Here is a 24,985-nt window from a genome sequence, read left to right as displayed (position 1 = left end):
CCATGCTGCTGATGTCGCGTCTCGCGACCTTGGAATCCCGCCGCGGCTGGCAGGTGTTCCTGATCCTCCTGGTGCTGACCATCGTGCTGGTGCCGGTCCTCAACCTGACCCTGCCGCCGGAGAGCCCGTTCCACGTTCCGACCTACATGCTGAGCCTGCTCGGCAAGTACCTGTGCTTCGCCCTGCTGGCGCTCAGCCTCGACCTGATCTGGGGCTACGCCGGCGCGCTCAGCCTGGGCCATGGCGGCTTCTTCGCGCTGGGCGGCTACTGCATGGGCATGTACCTGATGCGGCAGATCGGCACCCGCGGCGTCTACGGCAATCCGGACCTGCCCGACTTCATGGTATTCCTGAACTGGAGCGAACTGCCCTGGTACTGGCTGGGTTTCGGCAATTTCTGGTTCGCCATGCTGATGGTGATGCTGGTGCCGGGCGCGTTGGCCTATGTGCTGGGCTGGCTGACCTTCCGGTCGCGCATCACCGGCGTCTATTTCTCCATCATCACACAGGCGATGGTCTTCGCCCTGATGCTGGCGTTCTTCCGCAACGAGATGGGCTTCGGCGGCAACAACGGCCTGACCGACTTCAAGGAGATCCTGGGCTACAACGTCCAGGCGCAGGGAACTCGGATCGGCCTCTATGTCGCCTCGGCCCTGGTGCTGGCGCTCGGCTACCTGATCAGCCGCTACATCGTCACGTCCAAGCTGGGCCGGGTGCTGATGGCGATCCGCGACGCGGAAAGCCGGGTGCGGTTCCTCGGCTACTCGGTGACCAACGCCAAGCTGTTCGTCTTCACGGTGTCCGCCATGCTGGCGGGGATCGCAGGCGCGCTCTACGTGCCGCAGGTCGGCATCATCAACCCGTCCGAGTTCTCGCCCGCCAACTCGATCGAGATCGCGGTCTGGGTCGCGGTCGGCGGTCGCGGCACCCTGTACGGCGCCATCCTGGGTGCCTTCACCGTCAACGGCGCCAAGAGCTTCTTCACCGGTGCCGCGCCGGAATTCTGGCTGTTCTTCCTAGGCGCGCTGTTCATCGTCTGCACCCTGTTCCTGCCGCGCGGGATCGTCGGTCTGGCCGCCCAGCTGCGGAACCGCGCCGCCCGGCGAGCCATCCCCTCAACCGAGACCAAGTCCAAGGAGGTCGGCGATGCAGCGAGCGAGCATGGCGCCTGACGCCGCCGAGATCGTCCTGCCGGCGGAATCGACGCCGGTCCGGCCAATCCGCCAGCCGGCCGGATCGATCCTGTACCTGGACGGCGTGTCCGTCAGCTTCGACGGCTTCAAGGCGTTGAACAGCCTCAGCCTTGTCATCGACAAGGGCGAGATGCGGACCATCATCGGCCCCAACGGCGCCGGCAAGACGACGATGATGGACGTCATCACCGGCAAGACCAAGCCAAACACCGGCGACGTGCTGTTCAACGCCAGCGTCGACCTGACCAAGATGGACGAGGCGGCCATCGCCAATCTCGGCATCGGCCGCAAGTTCCAGAAGCCGACGGTGTTCGAGCACCTGAGCGTGTTCGAGAACCTGGAACTGGCGCTCAAGACCGACCGCGGCACCTTCGCCACGCTGTTCTTCCACCTGACCGGCCCGCAGGCCCGCCGGATCGACGAGATCCTGGGCGTGATCGGCCTGGGCGATCGGCGGAAGGAGAAGGCCGGCGCCTTGAGCCATGGCCAGAAGCAGTGGCTGGAGATCGGCATGCTGCTGATGCAGGAGGGCCAGCTTCTGCTGCTCGACGAACCGGTCGCCGGCATGACCGACCACGAGACGGAGACGACGGCGCGCCTGCTGCTCGACATCGCCCGCGAGCGTTCGATCGTGGTGGTCGAGCACGACATGGAATTCGTCCGGGCGCTGGGCGCCAAGGTGACCGTGCTGCACGAGGGGTCGGTGCTCGCCGAGGGCAGCATCGACACCGTCCAAGCCGACCACCGCGTCATCGAAGTCTATCTGGGGCGCTGACACCATGCTCACAGTCGAAAACGTCGACCTCTACTACGGCGCCAGCCACATCCTCCGGCGCGTCGGATTGAACGCGCCCAAGGGAGCGGTGACTTGCCTGCTGGGGCGCAATGGCGTCGGCAAGACCAGCCTGCTGCGTGCCGTGCTGGGCCTGGAGCCGATCCGCCAGGGCCGCATCCTGTGGGAAGGCCAAGACATCGCCCGCCTGTCGCCGCATCAGCGGGCCCGCCGCGGCATCGCCTATGTGCCGCAGGGCCGCGAGATCTTCCCGCGCCTGACCGTGCTGGAGAACCTCCAAACCGGCTTCGCGCCACTCGCACGCAAGGACAGGCACATCCAGGAGGAGATCTTCGAGCTTTTCCCGGTGCTGAAGAGCATGCTCAACCGTCGCGGCGGCGACCTGTCGGGTGGACAGCAGCAGCAGCTCGCGATCGGCCGCGCCCTCGTGACCCGGCCGCGGCTGATGATCCTGGACGAGCCGACCGAGGGCATCCAGCCCTCGATCATCAAGCTGATCGAGGCGGTGATCCGCAAGCTGGGCGACCGGGGCGACATGGCGATCCTGCTGGTCGAACAGTATTTCGAATTCGCCCGCGATCTGGCCGACCACTTCGCCGTGATGGACCGGGGCGAGGTCGTGCTGGCTGGTGCCAAGGCGGACATGGTGGAGACGGATGTCCGACGCTTCCTGACCGTGTGACGATGCCGCGGCTCGATCGCTGACGGGCTTGTTGCGGGTATGGAGCCGGACCGCCTATCAAGGCGTCCCGGCTCCATACGATTGTAAACCCTGATATGAATTCCCGCGTCATCCGCCGTCACGATCAGTTCTTCAAACTGCTGCTCGACCAGCCCGGCGCCGCCGGAACCCTTCTCAGGGAGCGGCTACCCGTCGAGGTTTCCAGCAGGCTCTCCGCGGAGGATCCGGAGCTGGTCAACACCTCCTTCGTCGACGCGGAACTTCGGGAACGCCGGGCGGACCGGCTCTACCGGGTCCGGCTGCGCGATGGCCGCCAAGCCCTCATCTATGTTCTGGTCGAGCATAAATCGGCGCCCGACCCCCGCATCGGGCTTCAGCTTCTGATCTACATGGTCAGGATCTGGGAATGGTGGGAGCGGCATGAAGGCAAGGACGCCAATGGCAAGCCGCGGCTGCTGCCGGTCATCCTGCCGCTGGTCGTCTACCATGGACACGCGGAATGGCGGGTGCCCCTGGACTTCGCCGACGGCTTCGACGTCGATGACGACACGTTGCGGCCGTACCTCGTCGACTTCCGCTACTCGCTGGCCGACCTGGGCCGGATCGACGACGCGGCCCTGTCCGACCAGAACGCGTTGCGGGTCGGGTTGCTGATCCTCAAGCATGGCGATGGTGGCGGAGACATCCGCGAAACGCTGCTCAGGCTGGGCAGGGCGGAGGCGGCGCTCGGCGTCGATGACTTGGCGATACTGGTGCGTTACATTATCGCGGAGCCCAACAAGATCGAGCCCGGCCTGTTGAGGGACGTGCTCAAGGAAATAGTGCCAGGCCAGGAGACGAGGATCATGTCCATCGCGGCGGAGATGTGGAAGGCCGAGGGTATGGCCGACGGCATCAAGATCGGCCAAGCCCAAGGTAAGGTCCAAGGCAAAGCCGAAGGCAAGGCGGAGATCCTGCTGCGTCAGTTTCGGCGCCGTTTCAGAACCGTTCCGGAAGCAGTCAGTGAAAAGGTGTTGCACGCGCACGACGACGACTTGAACATGTGGGCGGAGAACATTCTCGACGCGTCGAGTTTGGACATGGTTTTCTCGCCTCGGAAGTCGAACTGACGATTTCGGCATGCGGTGCGCCTGCGGCGGCGACGGGCCTTGGCAGCCGATCCTGAAGACCAGGCCGCCCTGAGCTATCGGCTCGTCATCTTCGACTTCGACGGAACCTTGGCCGACTCGCTACCGTGGTTTCGCGGCGTATTCAACGAAGTCGCCATCCGCCACGGCTTCCGGACACTCCAACCCGCTGAGTTCGAGGCCTTGCGGGGACTGCCGAGCCGTGAAGTCATGCGGCGGATCGGCGTTCCCGTGTGGAAGCTGCCGATCATCGCCAACGATATGAAAAGCCTTATGGCCCGGGATATCGCCAGCATCAAGCTGTTCGATGGCGTGCCGGAGATGCTGCGCGGCCTCAAATCGGCCGGTGTCCGGCTGGCGGTGGTCAGTTCCAACTCGGAAGGCAATGTCCGGCGCGTCCTGGGGCCGGACAACGCCTTCCGGATCGACCATTTCGGCTGCGGCGTGGCGATCTTCGGCAAGGCCGCCCGGTTCAAGGCGATCCTGCGTCATGCCCAGGTCGAGCCGGCGCTGGCGCTCTGCGTTGGCGACGAGATCCGCGACGCGGAGGCGTCCAAGGCCTCGGGCATCCCCTTCGCCGCGGTGGCTTGGGGCTACGCGACGCCGGAATCACTCAAGGATCACGCGTCCGTGGCGCTGTTCGAGCGGGTCTCCGACATCGTTCCCACCGTGCTGGGCGTCGAGGCGGTGTGACGAGGTGTCAAACGCGCGTGCAGGTCGCGGAGGTACTTCGAGTCCATGTCGGTGAACTCGCCCTCGGCGATGTCGTTTTTCAGATCCATCAACTCCTGCCGGGTCGTCTCGCCCAGCGTCTCGTCCGCCAGCAACCCGTCGATCAGGACCATGTCATCGGCATACCCGTTGGCGCGTCTGCGCGGCGCCACGTAGAGTGGGTCGTCGTCGGTGAAGGTCCCGTGATAGTCGTCGTCCAGGGCTCCCACGGAGGTCCCCGGCGGCGGCACCAGCAGATCGTTCCAGCCCATCCCGCTCGCCCGGACACGCCGATCGATCTCGCGGGCGCTCGCCAGAGCCTCCGTCTCGTCGGGATCGCCGAGGCGGTCGAGCAGGGCGATGAAGCTGTCGCGGTCGAGATGGGGCATTCCTGGGTCTCCGATGATGGCAAGCCGGCGGCGCGTCGGCTGTATAGGTGTGGCGGTCCGACTTTCTTTCAACATCGAGCGCCGTCTGGTGTTTCCCGGCGAGCATGCTAGGGTCGCGTCAAATCCGCCAGCACAAGAGTGGGCCATGCCGACGTTCGATATCGTATCCAAGACCGAGATTTCCGAGGTGGACAACGCGCTTGACGGGGTGACCCGCGAGATTGGCCAGCGCTACGACTTCAAGGGGTCGCGCTGCTCGATCGAGCGCAAGGAGAACGAGTTGACCCTCCTGGCCGACGACGATCTCAAGCTCAAGCAGATGCACGAACTGCTCGTCGTCCATTTCACCCGGCGCAAGCTCGATCCCGGAGCCCTGGACTATGGCAAGCCGGAAAAGGCGGCGGGCGACAGCGTGCGACAGGTCATCACCGTCAAGCAGGGAATCGACAAGGATCTCGCCAAGCAGATCACCAAGGCGATCAAGGACAGCAAAATGAAGGTCCAGGCGTCGATCCAGGGCGACGAGCTTCGTGTCCAGGGCAAGAAGATCGATGATCTCCAGGGCGCGATAGCGCTGGTCAAGGGTCTGAAGATCGAACAGCCCCTGCAGTACATCAACTTCCGCGACTGATCCTCGGTGAAGCCCTGGAGACCCGCGCGGGGGAGACCTCACGTCGCCAGGAAGCGGCGGCGGTCTCCCTCGAGCACCAGGCAGGTCAGGTGTCCGCTGGCATAGGCTCCGGTGTCGATGCCGATGCGGTTGTTGCGGACTTCCGGTAGGTCGCAGATCGTGTGGCCGTGGACCACCACCTTGCCGTGATCGACGGTGGAGTTCAGGAAATCGTCCCTGATCCACATCATGTCGTCCTTCTGCTGACGGTTCAGCGCCACGCCCGGGCGGATGCCCGCGTGCGTGAAGAAGTAGTCGCCGATGGTCAGGCTCGGACGCAGGTGGTTTAGGAAGCTGACATGCGAGGGCGGGATCACCCGCCGCAATTCCTGCTGGCCGTAGGAGACGCGTTCCTCGGGCGTCAGTCCCGACGGAATTTGGATGCCATAGCTGTGAAGCGTCGCAAGCCCGCCGAACTTGAACCAACCCGGACCCACGGAGGGATTGTTCAGGAATTCCTGGAAGGTGGCCTCGTGGTTGCCGCGCAGATGGACCGAACCGAAGGTCGGCGGCGGCCCACCGATCATCAGGTCGATCACTTGGCGCGAATGCAGGCCCCTATCAACGTAATCGCCCAGGTAGACCAGGTAGTTGACTGGCCCCGGCGACGCCTTGGCATCCTCGATCACCATGTCGTGCAGGCGCATCAACAGGTCCGCGCGGCCATGGATGTCGCCGATGGCATAGACGCGGATACCCTTTGGCACCGTCGCCGCGATCTGCTCAGCCTCCTGGCGCTTGCGCAGAAAACTCAACACCACGTTGCTTGATCTTTCCGGTACGCTCATCAGTCCCCCTTCGGTCACAGAAATAAGCGTTCCCTGGACCCAATTCGAGGGCTATCAGGAGCCTGCGACAGGATTGTCGAGTGCTCCTTTCAAGCCATGAGGCGGGACAGAGAGTGTCCCGGCCGTCATTAGCGGCCAATTGTGTTTTTCGTTGGTATCCGCTTGTGGCCGCTCGTCCGCGTCCAGCGACACCGCGGTCGCCGATCCGGAGCGACGGCGCGTTCGTCATTCCCACCGCTTGAAGAATCCCCAGCTGTGATGGACCACAGCCGGACATCCCGCAAGGCTCGGGCCAACCGGCGTGGCGGCTGTTTCACCGCTTGTCATCGTTGACGGGGCGGTGAGAATCCAGGGCCGTCCTGGCCATTCGGACGGCACCTGCCTAAAGCGCGGGCGTCGCCGCTGGAGACCGGAGGCCGCGCCGGCTCGCGGCTTTCAATCTCCCGCAGCGATCGGACCTAGAACATGACCAACTGACGCACGGCGGTGCCGTCGGCCAGCTTGTCGAAGGCCTCGTTGATCTCGTCCAGCCTGATCCGTTCGCTCATCAGCGCGTCGACCGGCAGCTTGCCCTTCTTGAACAGGCGGATATAGCGGGGAATGTCGCGCTTCGGCACGCCGCCTCCCAGGTAGCTGCCCTTGAGCGTCCGCTCCTCGCCCACCAGGGACACCGCCGGGATCGACATCATCTTGGTCGGGTTCGCCAGCCCCGACGACACGGTGGTGCCGCCGCGCCGGGTGATTCGGTACGCCATTTCCAGGGCCGGCGCCGATCCCGCCATCTCGAACGCGTAATCGACGCCGCCGCCGGTCAGCTCCTTGATCCGTGCCTCCACATCGGGAGCGCCGGCGTTGAAGACGTCGGTCGCGCCCAGCTGGCGCGCCAGATCGAGCTTGCGGTCGATCATGTCGATGGCGACGACGCGGTCGGCCCCGGCCATGATGCAGCCCAGCATCGCGTTCAGGCCGACGCCGCCCAGCCCGATCACCGCGACGCTGGCTCCGGCGAAGACCTTGGCGGTGTTGACCACGGCGCCGACGCCGGTCAGCACGGCGCAACCGAACAGCGCCGCCTCGTCGAATGGGATCGTCTCGTCGATCTTGACGGCCGAGCGAGCCGAGACGACGGCGAACTCCGCGAAGGCCGAGACGCCGACGTGGTGATGGACCGGCTTGCCTTGCGGACCGGTGATCCGCATGCCGCCGCCCAAGAGCGTACCCGCGCCGTTCGCCGCGGCTCCCGGCTCGCACAGGGCGGGCCGTCCCTCCGAACAGGGTCCGCACAGACCACAGCTTGGGACGAAGACCAGCGCCACGTGGTCGCCGACCTGGAAGTCGCCGACGCCCTCGCCGACTTCCTCGACGATACCCGCCGCCTCGTGGCCAAGGGCCATCGGCATCGGCCGGGGACGATCGCCGTTGATGACGGACAGGTCGGAGTGGCACAGGCCGGCCGCCTTGATCCTGACCAGCAATTCCCCCCGTCCGGGGGGTGCCAGATCGATCTCCTCGATGTGGAGGGGTTTGCTGTCGGCATAGGGGCGGGGAAGCCCGATCTCGTGGAGAACCGCCGCTTTGGCCTTCATTTTTTCCATCCCCGCGCCGGCTCGTTCCGGCGCCGCTTCGTTGACTGGTTTCCTCCGGGCATGGATAAACCATAACGCGGCGCGAGTGATGGGAAAATTGGACGACGGTTGTCCGGACGGTCACGGCATGCGCTTGAGCACCGTGTCCAAGGTGGCGCCGCCGTCACGTGCCTGCCATGTGCCGGCCAGCGTGCCGTCCGCGCGGATGCGGAAGCGCAGCGGGTTCAGCGCGGGCTCATCGAACACGAGTTCACCGTTGGCGAACGAGCCCACCCGACGGGTCGCCTCGGGCTGCTCCTGAGCCATCAACCCCGATCCCAGCAGATAGCTGGCGACGACACGCTCACCGTCCAGCCGTTCGACGTTCAGCATCACCTCGCGGCCATTGCGATAGAAGCCATACCATGACCCCGCGAGGTCGGCGCTGACGGCTGGCTTGGTGGCGGCCAGGGTCGCGCCGAACCGGGCGCCGGTCCCGCCATCGCCCAGGTCGGCGCTGGGGCGGCGTCCCCACGAAGTCTCGCACGTCGCCTCGTCCGCCGGGGTGCGGATCTCCCCCACGATGAAGCGGCCGATGCACCCGGCGAACCGGCGCGCGAACAACCCGCTGGACGCCGCCGAATGGCCGATCAGGTCGGCGGGTTGGTCGATGATCAGGTCGTGGACCGCGCGGCCGGACAGGATGACGCGGGACATGTCGCCCCGGCCGCCGGGATCGTAGCCGTCGCCGTGGAAGAACACCATCATCAGCCGCGTCGATCCGACACGGCGGAGCAGGCGGTAGAGTTCGGTCGAGTTCGCCCGCCACGTGGCGAACGAGTCGGTGAAGCTGCCATAGGCGGCCGGCGCGGTCGCGATGACCGCGTCGGCGACCCCGTCCTCCGACGCCGCCACCAGCGCCGCGAAGGCGCCGAAGCTCTGTCCCGCGATGCCGATGCTCTTGTAACCCTGCGCCCGCAGGTCGCGCGCCGCCTTGGCCAGCCTGGCGCCGGTGCCTTCCAGGCTGTCCGCCTCGCGCAGCCGGTTTAGGCGGAAGGTGTCCCAGCCCTGTTCCCCCAGGCTCTTGACATAGGGGGGAGTCGGGGCCCGCGAGTCTTCGTCATTGAGCGACAAACCATGGACCCAGATCACCGCTCCCACCGCGCGGCGAGGCCCAAGCGCCGGTTGTTCGGGCGTCGCCGGTTCGATCCACATCGTCGGTTTCGCCGCCGGCGTTCCCGCCGTTCCGGAGGCGGATGTCATCAGGATCGCCGCCACCACTCCGCCGGCCAATCCCCTCATCATGCCCGTCGAAGCCCGCCCCAGCCGGTTTCGAAGCCATTCCATCTGAGCAACCCGATTCCACTGATCAACACCAGGAGCAAGGGTCGTGCAGGTCTGGTGAAAAAACGGTTAGTGACATGATCGATTGGTTGAACGGACGGGTAAGCTCCGCTGTCCCGATCGGTTTATGTTGTCCGAAAGGGGAGGGAGCATTACGGTCGAAGGGGAAACACCCCATCGAATCGAGCCTGCCGGGAAGCGATGTTTGAACCCGCCGCGACAGACGAAGCCGCCCGGTCCGCCATGGCGCTGGGGCGGCTGGTGGAGGCGGTCGCGATCTACCGCCGCGCCATCGCGCAGGAACCGGACGACTTCATTCTCCACAACAATCTCGCCGCGGCCCTGCGCCGCCTGGGCGATTTGGCCGGCGCGCTGGTGGCCCTCGACCATGCGGACACGTTGTCGCCCCGCCATCCGACGGTGGCGCTCAACCGGGCCGCCCTCCTGTCCGATCTGAAGCGGTTCGGCGAGGCGCGCGACGTGATCCAGTCCGTGGTCGAAACCGACCCGGGGAACGCCGCAGCGGCGCTGGTGCTGGTCGGCGCCTTGCAGGGGCTTGGCGCGCTGGAATCCGCCGCGGCGGTTTGCCGGCGGGCGCTGATCCAGGTCCCGGATCATGCCGGGTTGGGACTGACCCTCGGCAATTTGCTGAAGCGGATGGGCGATCGGGCGGCGGCGGCGGATCGCTACGGCAAGGTGCTTCGGTCATGCCCCGGCGACATCGACGCGATGCTGGCGGCCGCGGCGCTGCTCCAGGAGGATGGCGCGGCCGAGGACGCCGCCGGACTGTGCCACGCCGCGCTGGCGCGGGCGCCGGATCTGGCCGAGGCGCATCTCCTGCTGGGCAATCAGGCGCTCTCGGCCGGGCGGCCCGCCGAGGCCGCCTCGCGCTATCGCGCGGCGCTGGCGGCGGATCCCGCGCAGGGGGTTGCCCACGCCACCTTGGGCAACGCGCTCCAGGAACTGGCGCGCCATGACGAGGCGCGCCGCTGCTTCGGCCGGGCGCTCACGCTGGACCCGATGAACGCGGCGGCGAGGTTCCGCCGCTGCTTCGCCGAACTGCCGATCATCTACCGGGACAGGAGCGAGATCGACCGCGCGCGCGAGAATTATACCCGTCGGCTGACGGAGCTGGCCGACCACTACGGCAACGCCCCAGCGGCGGAGCGCTTCACCGCCGCCGGAGCCGTCGGCGGCAGCCAGCCCTTCTATCTAGCCTACCAGGGGCGGGACGACCTGGAGCTCCAAGTCATCTACGGCGACCTGATCTCCGGCCTCATGGCGGAACGGCACCCCGACCTCACCAAGCCCCTGGCGCCGCGCCGTCGGAATGGCGGCCTGCTCCGCGTCGGCTTCGTCGCCGGTCACATCGGCCGCCATTCGGCGGTCAACGTTTCCTTGCGTGGCTGGGCCGATGGCTTCGATCCCGCCCGCGTCGAGTTGTTCTGCTACCACACCGGGAGCGGTCGGGACGACGAGACGGATCGCTTCGCCGGTCTTTCCAAGGCGTTCCGCCGCGGCCTCGGCACCGTCGAGGCTTGGGCCGAGGCGATCCGGCGCGATGATCTGGACGCGCTGATCTTCGGCGATGTCGGCATGGATCCCATGGCCGCCCGGCTGGCCTGCCTTCGGCTGGCGCCGGTCCAGGCGATGTCGACCGGCCATCCCGTGACGACGGGGTTGCCGACCATGGATCTGTACCTGAGTTCGGCTCTGATGGAGCCGCCGGACGGCCAGTCCCATTATCGCGAGACGCTGGTCCGTCTGCCCAACCTCAGCTACGCCTACCGCCCGCTCGATCCGCCGGTGGTGCCGCTGAGCCGCGCCGACATCGGCTTGCCGGACGACGCGCCGGTGTTTTGGTGCTGCCAATCGCTGTTCAAATACTTGCCGGATGACGACGACTTGTTCGTCCAAATCGCGGCGAGGCTGCCAACAGCGCTGTTCCTGTTCATCGACTACATGCCGGCCCCGCGCGTCGCTTTGATCTTCCGCCAGAGATTGACCAAGGCCTTCGCCCGCGCCGGACTGGAGGCGGACCGCCATTGCCGCTTCCTGCCCCAGATGGACCACGCGCGGTTCAACGCGGTCGCCGGCTTGACGGATGTCTTTCTCGACAACCCGTCCTGGTCCGGCCACAACACGGCGCTGGAGGCGTTGCCCCATGGCCTGCCCATCGTCACCCTGCCGGGTCTCCTGATGCGCCAGCGGCACTCCGCCGGCATCCTGGAGATGATCGGCATTCGCGATACAATCGCGGACTCGCGGGACGACTATGTCGAGATCGCCGCGCGTTTGGGCCGTGACCGCCGGTTCCGCGCCGACATGCGTCACGCGGTACGCCAAGCGGCGCCGAAAGCCTTCCACGACACCAGCGCCGTCGAGGCGCTGGTGTCGGTTCTGGAAAGCCACTCAGCGTAGCGAGAACTGCACCGGCACGACCAGTTCCAGCCGGTCGCGGCCGAGATCCGCCGGGATCCTGGGCAGCGGCTGGGAGCGCTGGATCATCGCCAGCACCTCCTCGTCGAGGGCTTCATGGCCGGATGACCGTTCCAGCCGGTAGGACAGCACGTTGCCCTCGGCGTCCATGGTGAAACGCAGCATGGCGGTACCCTGCTGGCGGCGGCGCTGGGAGGCCTGCGGATAGCGCTTATGCCGATCCAGATGCTGAAGCAGCCGCTGCTGGAATGTCGGCATCACCGATGACTGGGCCACCGCCCTGGGAGGAGCGGGCGCCGGTTCCGCCTGGGCCACCGCCGCTGGAGGAGGGGGGGGCGCGGGGGGCGCCGGTTCGGGCGGACGCGGTTGGACGACCGGCCGAGGGCGTGGCGGCGGTGGTTTCGGCGGCGGGGGCTTTGGCGGCGTCACGTCGGGCAGGGCCACCTCCGGCTCGACCTGGGGCGGTGGCTCCACTTCCGGCGGCGGTTCCGGGGGCGGTGGCTCCGGCGGAGGGGGTTCGGGCTCGGGCGGTGGCGGCTCTGGGGGTGGCGGCTCCGGTAGTGGCGGTTCCGGAGGGGGAGGCGGCGGCTCCGGTGGTGGCGGTTCGGGCGTGGGTTCCTCCGCCGCTGGCTCGGGAGCGGGCGGCTCGGGCGGCAGGTCGATCAGGACCGGCCCGGCGATCTCCGCCGGTGGAGGCGGGGTGTCGAGGGCGAGGACGCCGACCAGCACGCCGGCGTGCAGCGCCAGCACGAAACCGGCGCTCAGGCCCCAACGCAGGGTATCGGAACTCATGGTCGAACGGGGGCCGCTGCCGGTGGTGTCGGAACGCCTTCAAGCCCCACGAGGGCGATCTTCAGGTATCCGGCCGCGCGCAACTCGTTCATGACGCCCATCAGGTCGCCATAATCGACCGTCTTGTCCGCCCTCAGGAAGACGCGCTGGTCATGGTCGTTGGCGGTGACGCGGTCGAGCGCCGCCTTCAGCGGGGCGTCGCCCAGCGGCTCGTCACCGATCATCAGGGACAGGTCCGACTGGACCGTCAAGTATAGCGGCTTGTCCGGCTTGGGCTGGGGTTTCGCGGTCGAGGAGGGCAGGTCCACCGGCACGTCGACGGTGGCGAGCGGCGCCGCGACCATGAAGATGATCAGCAGGACGAGGATCACGTCGATGAAGGGCGTGACGTTGATCTCGTGCGATTCAGCGAGATCGTCGTCGCCTTGATCAAGTCTCGCGGCCATGGTGCTACTCCGCCGCCTTGCGCATGGAAACCATGGTGCGGTCGACATCGCGCGACGCGATGCGCTGCAACTCGGCGGCGGCGTCCATCAGCAGCGCCTTGTACCCGGCGATGCCGCGGGCGAAGGCGTTGTAGATGACCACGGCGGGGATGGCCGCTACCAGGCCCATGGCGGTCGCCAGCAAGGCTTCGGCGATGCCGGGCGCCACCACGGCCAGGTTGGTGGTCTGGGCTTCCGAGATGCCGATGAAGCTGTTCATGATGCCCCAGACCGTGCCGAACAGCCCGACGAAGGGGGCGGTCGATCCGATCGTCGCCAGCACGCCGGTACCTTTGGTCATTCGGCGGCTCGAGTTGGCGACCAGCCGGTCAAGCCGTGACGCGATCCGATCCCGCAGTCCCGCCTTGTCCATGCCGGCGAACCAAAGCTCGTGCTCCGCGACGACGGACCGGACGAAGGCGTGGACCGGACCATCCGACGGACCGCTGCGGTCGGCGGCTTCCGCCAGGGTATGCGCGGAGCCGATCACCCGGAGGGCGCGGGCGACCCGCCGCTTGGTGGCGCTCAATTCGATCGTCTTGGCGACCAGCACCGTCCATGTCAGCACCGATGCCAAAGCCAGCCCGATCATGACGCCTTTGACGACGGCATCCGCCGCCATGAACATCCCCCAAGGCGACAGGTCATGAGGCACCATCGCGGCGAGCGGATCGTCGGCGGGTGGGTCCTGTTCCTGGGCGGTGTCGATTGGCGAGCCGGTATCGGTTGGGGCGGGCGCCCCGGGAGTTGAAGCCTCCGGAGTCGAAGCCCCGGGTGTGGAAGCCGCGGGCGCTTCTGGTGCGGATGACTCTGGGGTGGGAAGCGTTGGAGCCTGGGCATCGCCGGGCGGCGGTTGAACCTGTTCGCGCGGCGCCGGAGGTGTTTCGGGCGTGGTCGTCACCTGACCCAGCGCCGCCGTCGAGAGGCACATCAGCGATATGATCGTGAGGGGCAGCCAGCCTACGGTGCGCGGTGTCGTCATGCTTCAAATCCCCTGATGAGGGGTCCCAGACAATTGATTTCCTGAGTCATCCATAAGCGACGCGTAGCTGTCATGCAAATGATTTTGCGAGTCATTTGCACAAAGTGGATTGCGGCAAAATCACGTTGATAATAAGACTTAATAGCACAATCTTAGGAAGTTGAATTTCATGGGCACAACGTATACTCGGCAATATCGGTTCGCGCCGTCGCTGGCGTTGACCACCGCGCTGGCCATTTCCACCTCGGCCGCGATCTCTCCGGCATCGGCACAGGAGGCACCGAGCCAAGCGGCTCAGGCCGAGCCGGGATCGGAAGTCCAAACCTTGTCGCCGATCACGGTGACGGGACCGGAATCCCGCAACACGATGGAGCGTCAGCCGTCGCTCGACCGTCTTCCCACCTCGATCCAGGATACGCCGCAGGGGATCAGCGTCATCCCGCGGGAGTTGATCGAGGAGAAGAACATCCCGAGCCTCCGCGAGGCCGTCCGCAACGTCGCCGGCATCTCGATCAACGCCGGTGAGGGCGGGGCGCAAGGCGACACCCTGACCATCCGGGGGTTCTCGGCCCGCGGCGACCTGTTCGTCGATGGCGCCCGCGATCCTGGCCAATACAACCGTGACACCTTCAACCTGGATTCGGTCGAGGTCCTGAAGGGGCCGTCATCGCTGCTGTTCGGTAGGGGCTCGACCGGCGGCGTGATCAACCTGGTGACCAAGGTGCCGACGCTGGAGAGGTCGAACCGCGCGGAGGTCAGCGTCGGCAACGGCCCATTCTTCCGGGGGACGGCCGACCTGAACATGCCGGTGGGACCGACAGCCGCCATCCGGCTCAACGTGATGGGGCAGGACAGCGAGACCGTCGGCCGCGACTTGGTCGAACAAAAACGCTGGGGCATCGCTCCGTCGATCGGATTGGGGCTCGGCACCGACACCCAGTTCACCGTCTCCTACCTTCACCAGGAGGAGGACAATCGCCCGGATTATGGCCTGCCCTATGTGTTCGGCCGTCCGGCCCCGGTCGATCTCGAGACGTTCTACGGTCTCAGGGACGACAACGAGGACGTCCAGGTCGATCTGGTCACGGCCAAGCTCGATCATGTGGCGACCGACTGGCTGAAGCTGTCGAACACGCTCCGCGCCGGATATTACACCCGTGACGCCACGACCACGGCTCCGCGCGTGAACGCGGTCGCCGGGACACCGCTGTCGGCGATCCGAGTCACCCGCAGCCGTCCCAGCCTCGATAGCGAGACATGGTCAGTCAACAACACGACGACCGCGACCGCCACCTTCGCGACCGGCCCGATCGGACACACCCTCGTCAGTGGCGTCGAGCTTGGCTATGACGACGTCGATACCAAGCGCTATGGCTTCACGGGGCTGCCGACCGCCAGCCTATTCGATCCGGACCCCAACGCGGGAGTCGGCACACCCCGCCGCGTCACATCCGACACCAGCGCCAACGCCACCACCATCGGCCTGTTCGCCGCCGATCGGATCGCTCTGACGGACCAATGGTCGATCGTCGGTGGCCTGCGCTGGGACCGTTTCGAGGCGGAAAGCGACGAGAGCATCGCGGGGCTGTCTCTGGATCGCACCGACACGATGTTGAGCACGCGGGCGGCGGTGATCTACGAGCCGACCGACGCGCAAACCTATTACGTCTCCTATGGCACGAGCTTCAATCCCTCGGCCGAATTCGTCAGCCTGAGCGCCGCCCAAGTTGGATTGGAACCGGAAAAGAACCGGACCTACGAGGTCGGCGCCAAGTTCTCGCTGCTCGACAACAAGCTGGGCATCGGCGGCTCGCTGTTCCGCATCGAGAAGACCAACGCCCGGACGGTCGATCCCGTCAACGCCTCCGTGACCGTGCTCCAGGGAGAGCAGCAGGTCGACGGTTTCGAACTTGAAGCCAATGGCCGCATCACGGATCGGTGGACGGTATTGGCTGGCTATACCTATCTCGAAGGCGAGATCACCAAGGCGAATGACGGCACGACCGGCAAGACCTTGCAAAACACCCCGGAGCATTCAGGTTTCGCTTGGACGACATATGAGGTTCTCGAAAATCTCGAGCTCGGTGCCGGCGCCTACTACACGGGCGAGCGCTTCGCCAACAACACCAACACCAACGAGGTGCCCGATTACTGGCGCGTCGACGCCATGGTCTCCTACACCATCAACGACGTCCGCGTGGCGCTCAACGCCTACAACCTGTTCGACGAGGACATCTACGACGGCGTCTATCCAGGACACGTGATCCCCGGCGCCGGCCGGACCCTGGTCCTCAGCGCCGCCGCCCGCTTCTGACGCCTTCCGACCATCCGTCACCGGCCTTCGATCGAGAGGACGCCTCACCATGCAGATTCACATTCCCGATGTGCTGAGCACCGAACAGGTGGCCCATTGCAGGGCCGTCCTGGAAGCGGCCCGCTGGGTCGATGGCCGCGTGACGGCGGGTCACCAGTCCGCCAAGACCAAGAACAACCTCCAAATCCCGGAGACGGCTCCCGAACTGGCGGAACTGCGCGGCATCGTCCTGCGGGCGCTCGACGCCAGTCCGCTGTTCATGTCAGCCACCTTGCCGAGCCAAGTGTTCCCACCGCTGTTCAACCGCTATGACGCGGGCATGCGGTTCGGCGCCCATGTCGACAACGCGGTCAGGCCGCTGCCGGGTGGCGGCGGCCGGATCCGAACGGACATCTCTGCCACCTTGTTCCTCAGTGAACCGGAGGAGTACGACGGCGGCGAGCTGATGATCGAGGACACCTATGGCGCCCATTCGGTCAAGCTGCCTGCCGGGCACATGGTCGTCTATCCCGCGTCCAGCCTGCACCAGGTCACGCCCATCACGCGGGGCAGCCGCTGGGCGTCTTTCTTCTGGATACAGAGCATAATCCGGGACGACGCCGCCAGGACCACCTTGTTCGACCTGGACATGGCGATCAACGGCGTGGCGGCCGACCTGCCGGACCATCCCTCCGTCGTGTCGCTGACCAATTGCTATCATAACCTGATCCGCCGGTGGGCCGAGGTATGAGCGCCGTCATGGACAAACCAGGGGTTAAACGCGCTTCCGCGCGCCAGATCCTGCGCACGGTGCATCTGTGGATCGGATTGATCGTCGGCGTTCCCATCGTGCTGGTGGGACTGTCCGGCAGCGCGCTGGTTTGGCACGACGCGCTCGACCGTTTGCTGGAGCCACAACGCTACGCCGTCTCTCCTGAACAGGGCGTGCTGGCGCCGTCCCACTATCTGGAAGCGGCGGCATCGGCGTTGGGTCCCGACAAGCCGGCGTCGTCGGTCCGGATGCCTGCGGAGGAGGGGGCGCCGGTGACGGTTTCCAGTGTTCTCCTGGTCGAGGGGCGCCCCCGGATCGCCACCGTCTGGCTCGACCCGGCGACGGCGCGGGTGCTCGACAGCGGCGATCAGAGCGCGTCGCTGTTCGGCTTCCTCCACCGCTTCCATGGCAGTCTGGCCGTGCCGCAATTCTCCGGTCGGCAGATCGTGGGATGGCTCGGGGTCGCGCTCTCCGTCGCGGCGGCGACGGGGATTTGGCTGTGGTGGCCGCGTCGCGGATCTCCCGTCGCGGCGCTGGGCTGGCGTCGGGGAATGAAGGTGTCGGCCAACCTTCATTACGTCGCCGGGATTTGGATCTCCCTACCGCTGCTGGTGGTGGCTCTGACGGGAGTTTACATCTCGTTCCCCCAAACCGCGCGCGCCTTGGTTGGCGGTTTCGTGACGATGATCCCGCAAGCACCCCGTCAGCCGCCTAGCCCGCCCCTCGTCCCAACGTCGATGTCGCCGGATGGTGCCGCCGCGAAAGCGCTGGACCAATTCCCCGATGGACGTCTGGTGTCGCTGTCGCTGCCGCAGGAGCGCCGGCCAAACTGGGTCGTCCAAGTGCGGCGCGAGGGTACCGGGGATGTCGCGACCATCACGGTGGATGATGCGACCGGTGCCACGAGGCGCGCCGACACGCCGGGGCCCGGTGGTGGTGGCGACGATTTCTCCCGCCTGATGCGGAGACTGCACGATGGCCAGGGCACCGGCTTGCCGTGGGAGACGATCGTGTTCCTGACCGGTGTGTTGCCCGCAGGCTTCATGGTCACGGGAGTTATGATGTGGCTGAAAGGCCGCCGTAACCGGCGGCGCCTCGATATTCAAAGGCGAGCCAGCCGCCAGGGGGCGTCGTGACTCCGATCCAAACAACCTTTGTCATCGCTATGAAACCTTATCGACAAGCGGGGGTTGGATCTGGATGATGGGGCCTCGGGTACGACACCCGCGGGCATGGAAAAGAGAGAGCGTGGATGAAGGGCAATCCGAGTGTCATTCGCCACCTGAACAAGGTTTTGACCGGCAAGCTGACGGCGATAAACCAATACTTCCTGCATTCCCGAATGCTGAGGGATTGGGGTTTGACGCGGCTGGCCGATCATAACCAGACCGAGGCGCGGTCCAAGATGCGGCACGCCGACCGGTTGATCGAGCGCACGCTGTTCCTGGAGGGAACGCCAAACCTGCAGGATCTCAATCAGGTCAAGATCGGCGGCAACGTCCCCGAGATGATCGATCTGGAGATGGAGACGGAGCAGTCCGGCCGCCAGTCGCTCGTCGAGGCGATCGGCTACTGCGAGGAGGTCCGGGATTTCATAACCCGCGAGCTTTTCTCCAGTATCCTCAACGACACCGAGGAACACATCGATTGGCTGACGCACCAAATTCGGCTGATCGACTCGGTTGGGGCTGAAAACTACAAGCAGGAACAGATGTTCGACGGCTCGTGACGGAAATGGCCATCTAGGCCTCTGTTCGAAGTCGGGTGCCACAGCGTAGGTCGGCTACAGCGAAGCGACAGCCGACATCACTCCCGACGCGCCGGTCTGTCGGCTGTCGCTTCGCTGTAGCCGACCTCCGGGTTTGTAAACGCGTGATCCGCCGGCTCCCATTCCTTGTAAGCCGGCGGATCACGCCTGCAGCACCCAGCCCGCCTACTTCCCCAAAGCCGCCGCCGCGCGCGCCAGCGCTTCGATCTTGTCCCAGTCGCGTGCCTTGACCACGTCAGCCGGGGCCACCCACGACCCGCCGACGCAGACGACGTTCGGCAGCGCCAGATACTTCGGGGCGTTTTCGACCGAGATGCCGCCGGTCGGGCAGAAGCGCAGCGCCGGCAGGGGCGCTCCCAAAGACGACAGCATCTTGATGCCACCGGCCGGTTCCGCTGGGAAGAACTTCAGATGGGTGAACCCGGCGGCCAGCAGCGCCATGGCCTCCGACGCGGTGGCGGCACCCGGCAGGAACGGCACCTCCGACCGCCTCGCCGCCTCGATCAGGTCCGGCGTGCAGCCGGGGCTGACGATGAACTTGGCGCCGGCCGCGACCGCCTCCTCGTAGTGCTTGGCGGTCAGGATCGTTCCGGCGCCGACCACGGCTTCGGGCACCTCGGCGGCGATGGCGCGGATCGCGTCCGGCGACGCGGCCGTCCTCAGCGTCACCTCGATCGCGGGCAGGCCGCCGCGCGCCAACGCCCGCGCCAGGGGAACGGCGGTCTCGACGTCGTCGATGGTCAGCACCGGAACGACCGGGCCCAGGGCCAGGATGGCGGAGATCGTTTGCATCTATCGGTTCCTCATGCTGCGGTGTTGAAGACCGACGCGCCGTCCTCGGCGCCACCGACCATGGCGCGGAACGCGCCGAACAGGTCGCGGCCGGTGCCGAAGCGGTTGCCGGTCAGATCGGGGGCGGCGGGCTCGCGGGCGGCGAACTCCTCCGCGTCCACCAAGACTTCCAGGATGCCGTGCTCCGCGTCAAGCCGGACGATGTCGCCGTCACGGATCTTGGCGATGTTTCCACCCGACGCCGCTTCCGGCGTCACGTGGATGGCGGCCGGCACCTTGCCCGACGCACCCGACATCCGGCCATCGGTCACCAGCGCCACCTTGAAGCCCTGGTCCTGCAGCACGCCCAGGGGAGGGGTGAGCTTGTGCAGTTCCGGCATGCCGTTGCTCTTGGGACCTTGGAAGATGACGACGGCGATGAAGTCCTTGTGGAGCTCGCCGCGCTTGAACGCGGCCTGCAATTCCGCCTGATCGGTGAAGACACGGGCGGGCGCCTCGACGAAGCGGTGCTCGTGCTTGACGGCGGAGGTCTTGATCACCGCGCGGCCGAAGTTGCCGTCCAGCACCTTGATCCCGCCATCCGGCGCGAAGGGCTCGGCCACCGTGCCCAGCACCTTCCGGTCCAGCGAGACCGCCGTTCCCGGCCGCCATGTCAGCTTCTCGCCTTCGAACACCGGCTCCTCCGCGTAGCGGCGCATCCCGCCGTCACCGGCGACGGTCAGCACGTCCTCGTGCAACAGGCCGGCGTCGAGAAGTTCCCGGATCACGAAGGCCATGCCGCCAGCGGCGTGGAAGTGGTTAACGTCGGCGTTGCCGTTCGGGTAGACCTTGGCCAGCAGCGGCACCGCCGCCGACAGGTCGGCGAAGTCGGCCCAGGTCAGCTTAATGCCCGCCGTCTGCGCCATCGCGATCAGGTGGATCGTGTGGTTGGTCGATCCTCCCGTGGCGAGCAGGCCGATCACGCCGTTGATCACCGCCTTCTCGTCCACCACCTCGCCGGCGGGCGCGTAGGCGTTGCCCAGCGCCGTGATCTCCAGGATGCGCCGGCTGGCCGCCGCCGTCAGCGCGTCGCGCAGCGGCGTGTTCGGATTGATGAAGGCGGCGCCGGGCAGGTGGAGACCCATGATCTCCATCAGCATCTGGTTGGAATTGGCGGTGCCGTAGAAGGTGCAGGTGCCGGGGCCGTGATAGGATTTCGACTCCGCCTCCAACAGCGCCTCGCGGCCGACCTTGCCCTCGGCGTAGAGCTGGCGGATGCGCGACTTCTCGGCGTTGGGCAGTCCCGAGGTCATCGGGCCGGCCGGCACCATGATGGTCGGCAGGTGGCCGAACGACAGGGCACCGATCACCAGTCCGGGGATGATCTTGTCGCAGACGCCCAGCATCAGGGCGCCGTCGAACATGTCGTGGGACAGCGCCACGGCGGTCGCCATCGCGATCACGTCGCGGCTGAACAGCGACAGCTCCATCCCGGCGTTGCCCTGGGTCACGCCATCGCACATTGCGGGCACGCCGCCGGCGAATTGGGCCACGCCGCCGTTCTCGTGCACCGCCTTCTTGATGATGGCGGGAAAATTCTCCAGCGGCTGGTGCGCCGACAGCATGTCGTTATAGGCGGAGACGATGGCGATGTCCGGCTTGACCGTGTCCGCCAAGTCCCGCTTGTCATCGGCGGCGCAGGCCGCGAAGCCGTGGGCGAGATTGCTGCACGACAGGCGCGACCGGGTCGGCCCCTTGTCGGCGGCGGCGCGGATCCGGGCGAGATAGGCCGCGCGCGTGTCGGCGCTGCGCTCGATCACGCGATCGGTCACGCGGGCGATGGTCTGCTTCAACTCCATCAGATCTCTCCTTCGGCTCAGCCGGTGGTCATGGCGTCATCGTGCCAGGTCCTGCCGTCGCGCTCGATCAGGGCCACGGACTGGGAGGGTCCCCAGGTTCCGGCGATATAGGGTTTGACGCTGTCGCCGCGCGCTTCCCAGGCGTCCAGGATGCTCTCGGTCCAGCGCCACGCCGCCTCGACCTCGTCGCGGCGCATGAACAGCGTCGGGTTGCCGCGCACGACATCCATCAGCAGGCGTTCATAGGCGTCGGGAAAGCGGGACTTGAAGGTCTCGGCGAAGCTCAGGTTCAGCGAGGCCTCGCGCAGCCGCATGCCGCCGGGGCCGGGGTCCTTGGCCATCAGGTTCAGCCGGATGCTCTCGTCCGGCTGCAGGCGGACGATCAGCAGGTTCGGCGTGATCTCGCCGGCGCCTCGTGGGAAGATCGAGTGCGGCACCTGACGGAACTGGATGACGATCTCCGACACCTTGGCCGGCATCCGCTTGCCGGTGCGCAGGTAGAACGGCACGCCCGACCAGCGCCAGTTCTCGATCTCCACCTTCAGGGCGACGAAGGTCTCGGTATTGCTCGGCTTGCCATTGCCGGCGCCCGCCTCCTCGGCGTAGGCGCCCACGGCGGCGCCGTTGACGGCACCGGCGCGGTATTGGCCGCGCACGGTCGAGGCCGCTATGTTCTCGACCCCGATCGGCTTCAGGGAACGCAGCACCTTGATCTTCTCGTCGCGCACCGCCTCCTGGTCGAGCGAAACCGGCGGCTCCATCCCAACCAGGCAGAGCAACTGCATCAGGTGGTTCTGAACCATGTCGCGCAATGCGCCGGAATTGTCGTAGTAGCCGCCGCGGCCCTCGACGCCGACCGTCTCGGCGACGGTGATCTGGACATGGTCGACATGGCCCGCGTCCCACACCGGCTCGAACAGCGAGTTGGCGAAGCGGAGCGCCAGCAGGTTCTGGACCGTCTCCTTACCGAGATAGTGGTCGATGCGGTAGATCTGCTCCTCGGCGAAGACGCTGCCGACCTCGTCGTTGATCCGCTTCGCCGACGCCAGGTCGCGGCCGATCGGCTTCTCCAGCACGACGCGGGATTTCTCGGTGACGAGGCCAAAGGCCCTCAGCCGCTCCGAGATCGGCCCGAACAGTTCGGGGGAGGTCGCGAGATAGAAGACCCGGACGATCTCGTCACGGCCCTTCAGGTGCTCCTGCAACTCGCCCCAGCCATGGGTCGTGGTGGCGTCGGCGGCGACGTAGTCGAGCCTCGCGCCGAACCGGCCCCAGGTCTCCTCGTCGAACTCGTCCGCGTGTAGGTGCTGGCGCAGGGCCTCCTCGGCCTTTGCCTTGTACTCGGCTGGCGAGAGCTGGCTGCGGGAGACGGCCATGACGCGGCTGTCGCCGGTGATCTGGCCGGCCTTGTCGCGCAGGTAGAGGGCTGGCAGGAGTTTTCGGAGCGCCAGATCGCCGGTCCCGCCGAACACGAGATAATCGAAGGTATCGACGGGTGCCGTGTGTGCCGTCATCGCTCAGCCTCCTCGCTCATCAAAGCCATCACGCCAGCCCGGTTCGGCAAGCCCGGAATGCCTCCCCGCTGCGTCGTGGCCAGGGCGCCCGCGGCGTTCGCGAAGCGGCACAGGTCGTGGAGCAGCTCGGAAGTGAGAGGGGCGTTCGGGTGTTCGAGCAACCCGGTCAGCAGTCCAGCCATGAAGGCGTCGCCCGCCCCCGTGGTGTCGACCGGATCGACCGTGAAGCTGGGAACCTTGCCGTCGGTGTCACGTGTAACGAACGTACAACCATATCGCCCGTGCGTCACCACCATCAATGTCAATCCGGTGTGAAGCAAGCTCCGGGCACCGGCCACCGGATCCTTGGATCCCGTCAGGAAATCCATCTCGTCGTCGCTCAGCTTGACGATGGTCGCCCGATCGATGCCCTCGCGGATCGCCTCGCGGGCGCTGTCGGGCGTCGGCCACAGGTCGAGCCGGAGGTTGGCGTCGAACGAGACGTGCAGGCCAGCGCCCCGCGCCGCGTCGACCGCCTGGAGGGTGGCGACGCGGGAGTCGTCGGTGATCAGCCCGATCGAGCCGAAATGGACCAGCTTCGCCTTCGAGATCGCGTCGAAATCGACGTCCTCCGGGCAGAAGCCGGCACTGGGATCGCCATAGAACAGGAACTCGCGCTCGGCGTCGGCCGCCAGGGAGACGAAGGCCAGCGGCGTGCGGGTTCGGCGCGAGCGGCGCATCAGGCTGGTGTCGACGCCGGAATCCTCCAGCGTCTTGATCAGGAAGCGGCCGAAGCCGTCCTCGCTGGCCCGGCCCATCAGCGCGCTGCGGCTGCCCAGCCGGGAGAGGCCCACCGCGACATTGGCGGGAGCGCCGCCCGGGGCCTTTTGGAAGGCGGTTGCCGTCAGCAGATCGGTGCCCGTCGTGACCGGCACGAAATCGATCAGTAGCTCGCCCATGCAAATCGCGTCCGCCATATGGACCTCTTCGACTGAAACTGGGATTGGGGGAAAAGGCCCCGCGCCGCACGGGGAGGAGAGCGGACGGCGCGGGGTGGAGGTTCGTTCGGGCTTGCTTACTTCGAGGTCCAGCCCTTGTACTGGGCGATGTTGTCGCGGGTGATCAGCTCCGCGGGGATCAGCGTGGTGGCCTGCGCCGGCTGCTTGCCTTGCAGGATCTCGTTACCGACCTCGACCGCCTTCTGCGCCATGGCGTAGGGGTCCTGCGCCGACGATGCCTGGATCAGGCTGCCGCTCTGCTTCAGGGCGCCCTCGATGTCGGGCGCGCCGTCGACCGAGGTGATGATCAGGTCGTCACGGTTGAGCTGCTTGGCCGCCAGGTCGGCCCCGATCGCCTGCGGATCGTTGATCGCGAACACGGCGTCGATGTCGGGGAAGGCGGTCAGCAGGCCGATCATGACCTCGAGCCCGCCCTCGCGGGAGCCCTTGCCGTTCTGGTTGTCCGACAGGATCTTGATGTCGGGGGTCTTGGCGATGGCCTGCTTGCAGCCGGTCACCCGGTCGATCACGGCGGATACGGGCGGGCCGTTCATGATCACCATGCTGCCTTTGCCGTTCATCTTCTGGGCGATGTAGTCGCAGGCCTTCTCGCCCGCCTCGATGTTGTTGGTGGTGACCGTGGCGGCGGCACCCTTGGCGCTGACGTCGACCGCGACCGCGACGATGCCGGCGGCCTTCAGCCGGACCATGGCCGGCTCGATCGCGACCGGGTCGGCGGCGTTGACCAGGACCATGTCGACACCCGACGCGATGAAGTTGTCGATCTGGGTCGATTGCTTGTTCAGGTCATAATCCGAAGACACCACCGTCACGGTGACGCCGGGGCCACCGATCTCCTTGGCCTTCGCCTCGGCGCCCTTGGCGATCTGGACGAAGAACGGGTTGCCGAGGCTGCCGACGGTGATGCCGACCGACTTGAGTTCGGCGGCGGATGCCGGGGCCAGCGTGGCGGCGGTCAGGGCGACCAGGGCGGATGCGGCGAGCAGGGCGGATTTCTTGATCATGATGTTTCCTCCGGTTCGGGACTGGTTGTTTCGATTGAGTTTCTGG

The 24,985-nt window shown here is 66.5% G+C and carries 23 protein-coding genes; 11 read left to right on the top strand and 12 right to left on the bottom strand.

The features are described 5' to 3' along the window. The first annotated feature begins 2 nt into the window (after positions 1-2). The 5 genes from urtC (at position 3) to N825_RS13200 (ending at position 4,488) form a co-directional block, all read left to right on the top strand. Positions 3-1,172, top strand: coding sequence for an urea ABC transporter permease subunit UrtC (urtC, locus tag N825_RS13220; protein WP_157619143.1), 1,170 nt, complete (start codon positions 3-5; stop codon positions 1,170-1,172). Further along, positions 1,147-1,968, top strand: coding sequence for an urea ABC transporter ATP-binding protein UrtD (gene urtD, locus N825_RS13215; RefSeq protein WP_245613099.1), 822 nt, complete (start codon positions 1,147-1,149; stop codon positions 1,966-1,968). The genes urtC and urtD overlap by 26 nt, the downstream gene beginning before the upstream one ends. Before the next feature lie 4 nt (positions 1,969-1,972). Further along, positions 1,973-2,668, top strand: a complete 696-nt coding sequence (gene urtE / locus N825_RS13210) for an urea ABC transporter ATP-binding subunit UrtE (RefSeq protein ID WP_037452218.1) — start codon at positions 1,973-1,975, stop codon at positions 2,666-2,668. Positions 2,669-2,763: 95 nt separating this feature from the next. After that, positions 2,764-3,777, top strand: a complete 1,014-nt coding sequence (locus N825_RS13205) for an Rpn family recombination-promoting nuclease/putative transposase (RefSeq protein ID WP_037452215.1) — start codon at positions 2,764-2,766, stop codon at positions 3,775-3,777. A gap of 39 nt (positions 3,778-3,816) precedes the next feature. After that, positions 3,817-4,488 (top strand): HAD hydrolase-like protein, encoded by a 672-nt coding sequence (locus N825_RS13200; RefSeq protein WP_198038311.1) that lies wholly within the window; start codon positions 3,817-3,819, stop codon positions 4,486-4,488. Here N825_RS13200 and N825_RS13195 read toward each other — a convergent pair. Continuing rightward, positions 4,416-4,895, bottom strand: a complete 480-nt coding sequence (locus tag N825_RS13195) for a hypothetical protein (protein ID WP_037452213.1) — start codon at positions 4,893-4,895, stop codon at positions 4,416-4,418. The two genes, N825_RS13200 and N825_RS13195, sit on opposite strands and share 73 nt — an antisense overlap. A 145-nt stretch (positions 4,896-5,040) precedes the next feature. Here N825_RS13195 and N825_RS13190 point away from each other — a divergent pair, with 145 nt between their 5' ends. After that, on the top strand, positions 5,041-5,526 hold the full coding sequence (locus tag N825_RS13190; protein WP_037452209.1) for a YajQ family cyclic di-GMP-binding protein: 486 nt from the start codon (positions 5,041-5,043) through the stop codon (positions 5,524-5,526). 38 nt (positions 5,527-5,564) lie between these two features. Here N825_RS13190 and N825_RS13185 read toward each other — a convergent pair whose 3' ends face one another. The 3 genes from N825_RS13185 to N825_RS13175 form a co-directional block, all read right to left on the bottom strand. Continuing rightward, positions 5,565-6,353: a metallophosphoesterase family protein gene (locus tag N825_RS13185; RefSeq protein WP_084164697.1), complete on the bottom strand. Its 789-nt coding sequence runs from the start codon at positions 6,351-6,353 to the stop codon at positions 5,565-5,567. Between the two features lie 458 nt (positions 6,354-6,811). Further along, the gene (locus tag N825_RS13180; RefSeq protein WP_037452207.1) at positions 6,812-7,939 is read right to left on the bottom strand and encodes a zinc-dependent alcohol dehydrogenase family protein; all 1,128 of its coding nucleotides are present in this window, start codon (positions 7,937-7,939) and stop codon (positions 6,812-6,814) included. Between the two features lie 120 nt (positions 7,940-8,059). Continuing rightward, positions 8,060-9,265: an alpha/beta fold hydrolase gene (locus N825_RS13175; RefSeq protein WP_157619142.1), complete on the bottom strand. Its 1,206-nt coding sequence runs from the start codon at positions 9,263-9,265 to the stop codon at positions 8,060-8,062. A 198-nt stretch (positions 9,266-9,463) separates the two neighbouring features. Here N825_RS13175 and N825_RS13170 point away from each other — a divergent pair, with 198 nt between their 5' ends. Next, a complete protein-coding gene (locus N825_RS13170) occupies positions 9,464-11,683 on the top strand; it encodes a tetratricopeptide repeat protein (RefSeq protein ID WP_051512287.1) in 2,220 nt (739 codons plus the stop codon). On the opposite strand, the gene N825_RS36490 is transcribed toward N825_RS13170, so the two are convergent. The 3 genes from N825_RS36490 to exbB are packed head-to-tail and all read right to left on the bottom strand — an operon-like array spanning position 11,675 to position 13,960. After that, on the bottom strand, positions 11,675-12,493 hold the full coding sequence (locus tag N825_RS36490; RefSeq protein ID WP_051512286.1) for an energy transducer TonB family protein: 819 nt from the start codon (positions 12,491-12,493) through the stop codon (positions 11,675-11,677). The two genes, N825_RS13170 and N825_RS36490, sit on opposite strands and share 9 nt — an antisense overlap. Then, positions 12,490-12,939: a TonB system transport protein ExbD gene (gene exbD, locus N825_RS13150; RefSeq protein WP_037452196.1), complete on the bottom strand. Its 450-nt coding sequence runs from the start codon at positions 12,937-12,939 to the stop codon at positions 12,490-12,492. The genes N825_RS36490 and exbD overlap by 4 nt, the downstream gene beginning before the upstream one ends. Positions 12,940-12,943: 4 nt before the next feature. After that, complete coding sequence (exbB, locus tag N825_RS13145; protein ID WP_037452193.1) at positions 12,944-13,960, bottom strand: tonB-system energizer ExbB; 1,017 nt, start codon at positions 13,958-13,960, stop codon at positions 12,944-12,946. A gap of 169 nt (positions 13,961-14,129) precedes the next feature. Here exbB and N825_RS13140 point away from each other — a divergent pair, with 169 nt between their 5' ends. The 4 genes from N825_RS13140 to bfr all read left to right on the top strand — a co-directional run bounded on the left by N825_RS13140 (position 14,130) and on the right by bfr (position 18,754). Further along, positions 14,130-16,274 (top strand): TonB-dependent receptor, encoded by a 2,145-nt coding sequence (locus tag N825_RS13140; RefSeq protein WP_037452190.1) that lies wholly within the window; start codon positions 14,130-14,132, stop codon positions 16,272-16,274. Between the two features lie 49 nt (positions 16,275-16,323). Further along, entirely contained in the window at positions 16,324-17,004 is a 681-nt protein-coding gene (locus tag N825_RS13135) for a Fe2+-dependent dioxygenase (RefSeq protein WP_037452187.1), read from the top strand. An 8-nt stretch (positions 17,005-17,012) separates the two neighbouring features. Further along, on the top strand, positions 17,013-18,161 hold the full coding sequence (locus N825_RS13130; RefSeq protein WP_063833791.1) for a PepSY-associated TM helix domain-containing protein: 1,149 nt from the start codon (positions 17,013-17,015) through the stop codon (positions 18,159-18,161). A 116-nt stretch (positions 18,162-18,277) separates the two neighbouring features. Continuing rightward, the gene (gene bfr / locus N825_RS13125) at positions 18,278-18,754 is read left to right on the top strand and encodes a bacterioferritin (RefSeq protein ID WP_037452184.1); all 477 of its coding nucleotides are present in this window, start codon (positions 18,278-18,280) and stop codon (positions 18,752-18,754) included. Positions 18,755-18,958: 204 nt separating this feature from the next. Here bfr and N825_RS13120 read toward each other — a convergent pair whose 3' ends face one another. The 5 genes from N825_RS13120 to N825_RS13100 form a co-directional block, all read right to left on the bottom strand. Continuing rightward, the gene (locus N825_RS13120; RefSeq protein WP_037452181.1) at positions 18,959-19,585 is read right to left on the bottom strand and encodes a bifunctional 4-hydroxy-2-oxoglutarate aldolase/2-dehydro-3-deoxy-phosphogluconate aldolase; all 627 of its coding nucleotides are present in this window, start codon (positions 19,583-19,585) and stop codon (positions 18,959-18,961) included. Positions 19,586-19,596: 11 nt separating this feature from the next. Then, on the bottom strand, positions 19,597-21,423 hold the full coding sequence (gene edd, locus N825_RS13115) for a phosphogluconate dehydratase (RefSeq protein ID WP_037452178.1): 1,827 nt from the start codon (positions 21,421-21,423) through the stop codon (positions 19,597-19,599). Between the two features lie 17 nt (positions 21,424-21,440). Then, on the bottom strand, positions 21,441-22,937 hold the full coding sequence (gene zwf / locus N825_RS13110; RefSeq protein ID WP_037452175.1) for a glucose-6-phosphate dehydrogenase: 1,497 nt from the start codon (positions 22,935-22,937) through the stop codon (positions 21,441-21,443). Next, positions 22,934-23,893 carry a PfkB family carbohydrate kinase gene (locus tag N825_RS13105; protein ID WP_037452173.1) on the bottom strand — a complete coding sequence of 320 codons (960 nt, stop codon included), beginning with the start codon at positions 23,891-23,893 and terminating at the stop codon, positions 22,934-22,936. The genes zwf and N825_RS13105 overlap by 4 nt, the downstream gene beginning before the upstream one ends. Positions 23,894-23,991: 98 nt before the next feature. Continuing rightward, positions 23,992-24,939 carry an ABC transporter substrate-binding protein gene (locus tag N825_RS13100; protein WP_037452169.1) on the bottom strand — a complete coding sequence of 316 codons (948 nt, stop codon included), beginning with the start codon at positions 24,937-24,939 and terminating at the stop codon, positions 23,992-23,994. Between the last annotated feature and the right edge of the window lie 46 nt (positions 24,940-24,985).

The organism is Skermanella stibiiresistens SB22, from assembly GCF_000576635.1.
GTDB lineage: Bacteria > Pseudomonadota > Alphaproteobacteria > Azospirillales > Azospirillaceae > Skermanella > Skermanella stibiiresistens.
Note: the sequence above shows the minus strand (reverse complement) of the source record. Positions and strands in the feature narration are given on the sequence as shown.

What these genes read in the sequence shown, in the direction of transcription:
- urtC (WP_157619143.1), top strand. Translation starts at nt 3, where the DNA reads ATGCTGCTGATGTCGCGTCTCGCGACCTTGGAATCCCGCCGCGGCTGG.
- urtD (WP_245613099.1), top strand. Translation starts at nt 1,147, where the DNA reads ATGCAGCGAGCGAGCATGGCGCCTGACGCCGCCGAGATCGTCCTGCCG.
- urtE (WP_037452218.1), top strand. Translation starts at nt 1,973, where the DNA reads ATGCTCACAGTCGAAAACGTCGACCTCTACTACGGCGCCAGCCACATC.
- N825_RS13205 (WP_037452215.1), top strand. Translation starts at nt 2,764, where the DNA reads ATGAATTCCCGCGTCATCCGCCGTCACGATCAGTTCTTCAAACTGCTG.
- N825_RS13195 (WP_037452213.1), bottom strand. Translation starts at nt 4,895, where the DNA reads ATGCCCCATCTCGACCGCGACAGCTTCATCGCCCTGCTCGACCGCCTC.
- N825_RS13190 (WP_037452209.1), top strand. Translation starts at nt 5,041, where the DNA reads ATGCCGACGTTCGATATCGTATCCAAGACCGAGATTTCCGAGGTGGAC.
- N825_RS13185 (WP_084164697.1), bottom strand. Translation starts at nt 6,353, where the DNA reads ATGAGCGTACCGGAAAGATCAAGCAACGTGGTGTTGAGTTTTCTGCGC.
- N825_RS13180 (WP_037452207.1), bottom strand. Translation starts at nt 7,939, where the DNA reads ATGAAGGCCAAAGCGGCGGTTCTCCACGAGATCGGGCTTCCCCGCCCC.
- N825_RS13175 (WP_157619142.1), bottom strand. Translation starts at nt 9,265, where the DNA reads ATGGAATGGCTTCGAAACCGGCTGGGGCGGGCTTCGACGGGCATGATG.
- N825_RS13170 (WP_051512287.1), top strand. Translation starts at nt 9,464, where the DNA reads ATGTTTGAACCCGCCGCGACAGACGAAGCCGCCCGGTCCGCCATGGCG.
- N825_RS36490 (WP_051512286.1), bottom strand. Translation starts at nt 12,493, where the DNA reads ATGAGTTCCGATACCCTGCGTTGGGGCCTGAGCGCCGGTTTCGTGCTG.
- exbD (WP_037452196.1), bottom strand. Translation starts at nt 12,939, where the DNA reads ATGGCCGCGAGACTTGATCAAGGCGACGACGATCTCGCTGAATCGCAC.
- exbB (WP_037452193.1), bottom strand. Translation starts at nt 13,960, where the DNA reads ATGACGACACCGCGCACCGTAGGCTGGCTGCCCCTCACGATCATATCG.
- N825_RS13140 (WP_037452190.1), top strand. Translation starts at nt 14,130, where the DNA reads ATGGGCACAACGTATACTCGGCAATATCGGTTCGCGCCGTCGCTGGCG.
- N825_RS13135 (WP_037452187.1), top strand. Translation starts at nt 16,324, where the DNA reads ATGCAGATTCACATTCCCGATGTGCTGAGCACCGAACAGGTGGCCCAT.
- N825_RS13130 (WP_063833791.1), top strand. Translation starts at nt 17,013, where the DNA reads ATGGACAAACCAGGGGTTAAACGCGCTTCCGCGCGCCAGATCCTGCGC.
- bfr (WP_037452184.1), top strand. Translation starts at nt 18,278, where the DNA reads ATGAAGGGCAATCCGAGTGTCATTCGCCACCTGAACAAGGTTTTGACC.
- N825_RS13120 (WP_037452181.1), bottom strand. Translation starts at nt 19,585, where the DNA reads ATGCAAACGATCTCCGCCATCCTGGCCCTGGGCCCGGTCGTTCCGGTG.
- edd (WP_037452178.1), bottom strand. Translation starts at nt 21,423, where the DNA reads ATGGAGTTGAAGCAGACCATCGCCCGCGTGACCGATCGCGTGATCGAG.
- zwf (WP_037452175.1), bottom strand. Translation starts at nt 22,937, where the DNA reads ATGACGGCACACACGGCACCCGTCGATACCTTCGATTATCTCGTGTTC.
- N825_RS13105 (WP_037452173.1), bottom strand. Translation starts at nt 23,893, where the DNA reads ATGGCGGACGCGATTTGCATGGGCGAGCTACTGATCGATTTCGTGCCG.
- N825_RS13100 (WP_037452169.1), bottom strand. Translation starts at nt 24,939, where the DNA reads ATGATCAAGAAATCCGCCCTGCTCGCCGCATCCGCCCTGGTCGCCCTG.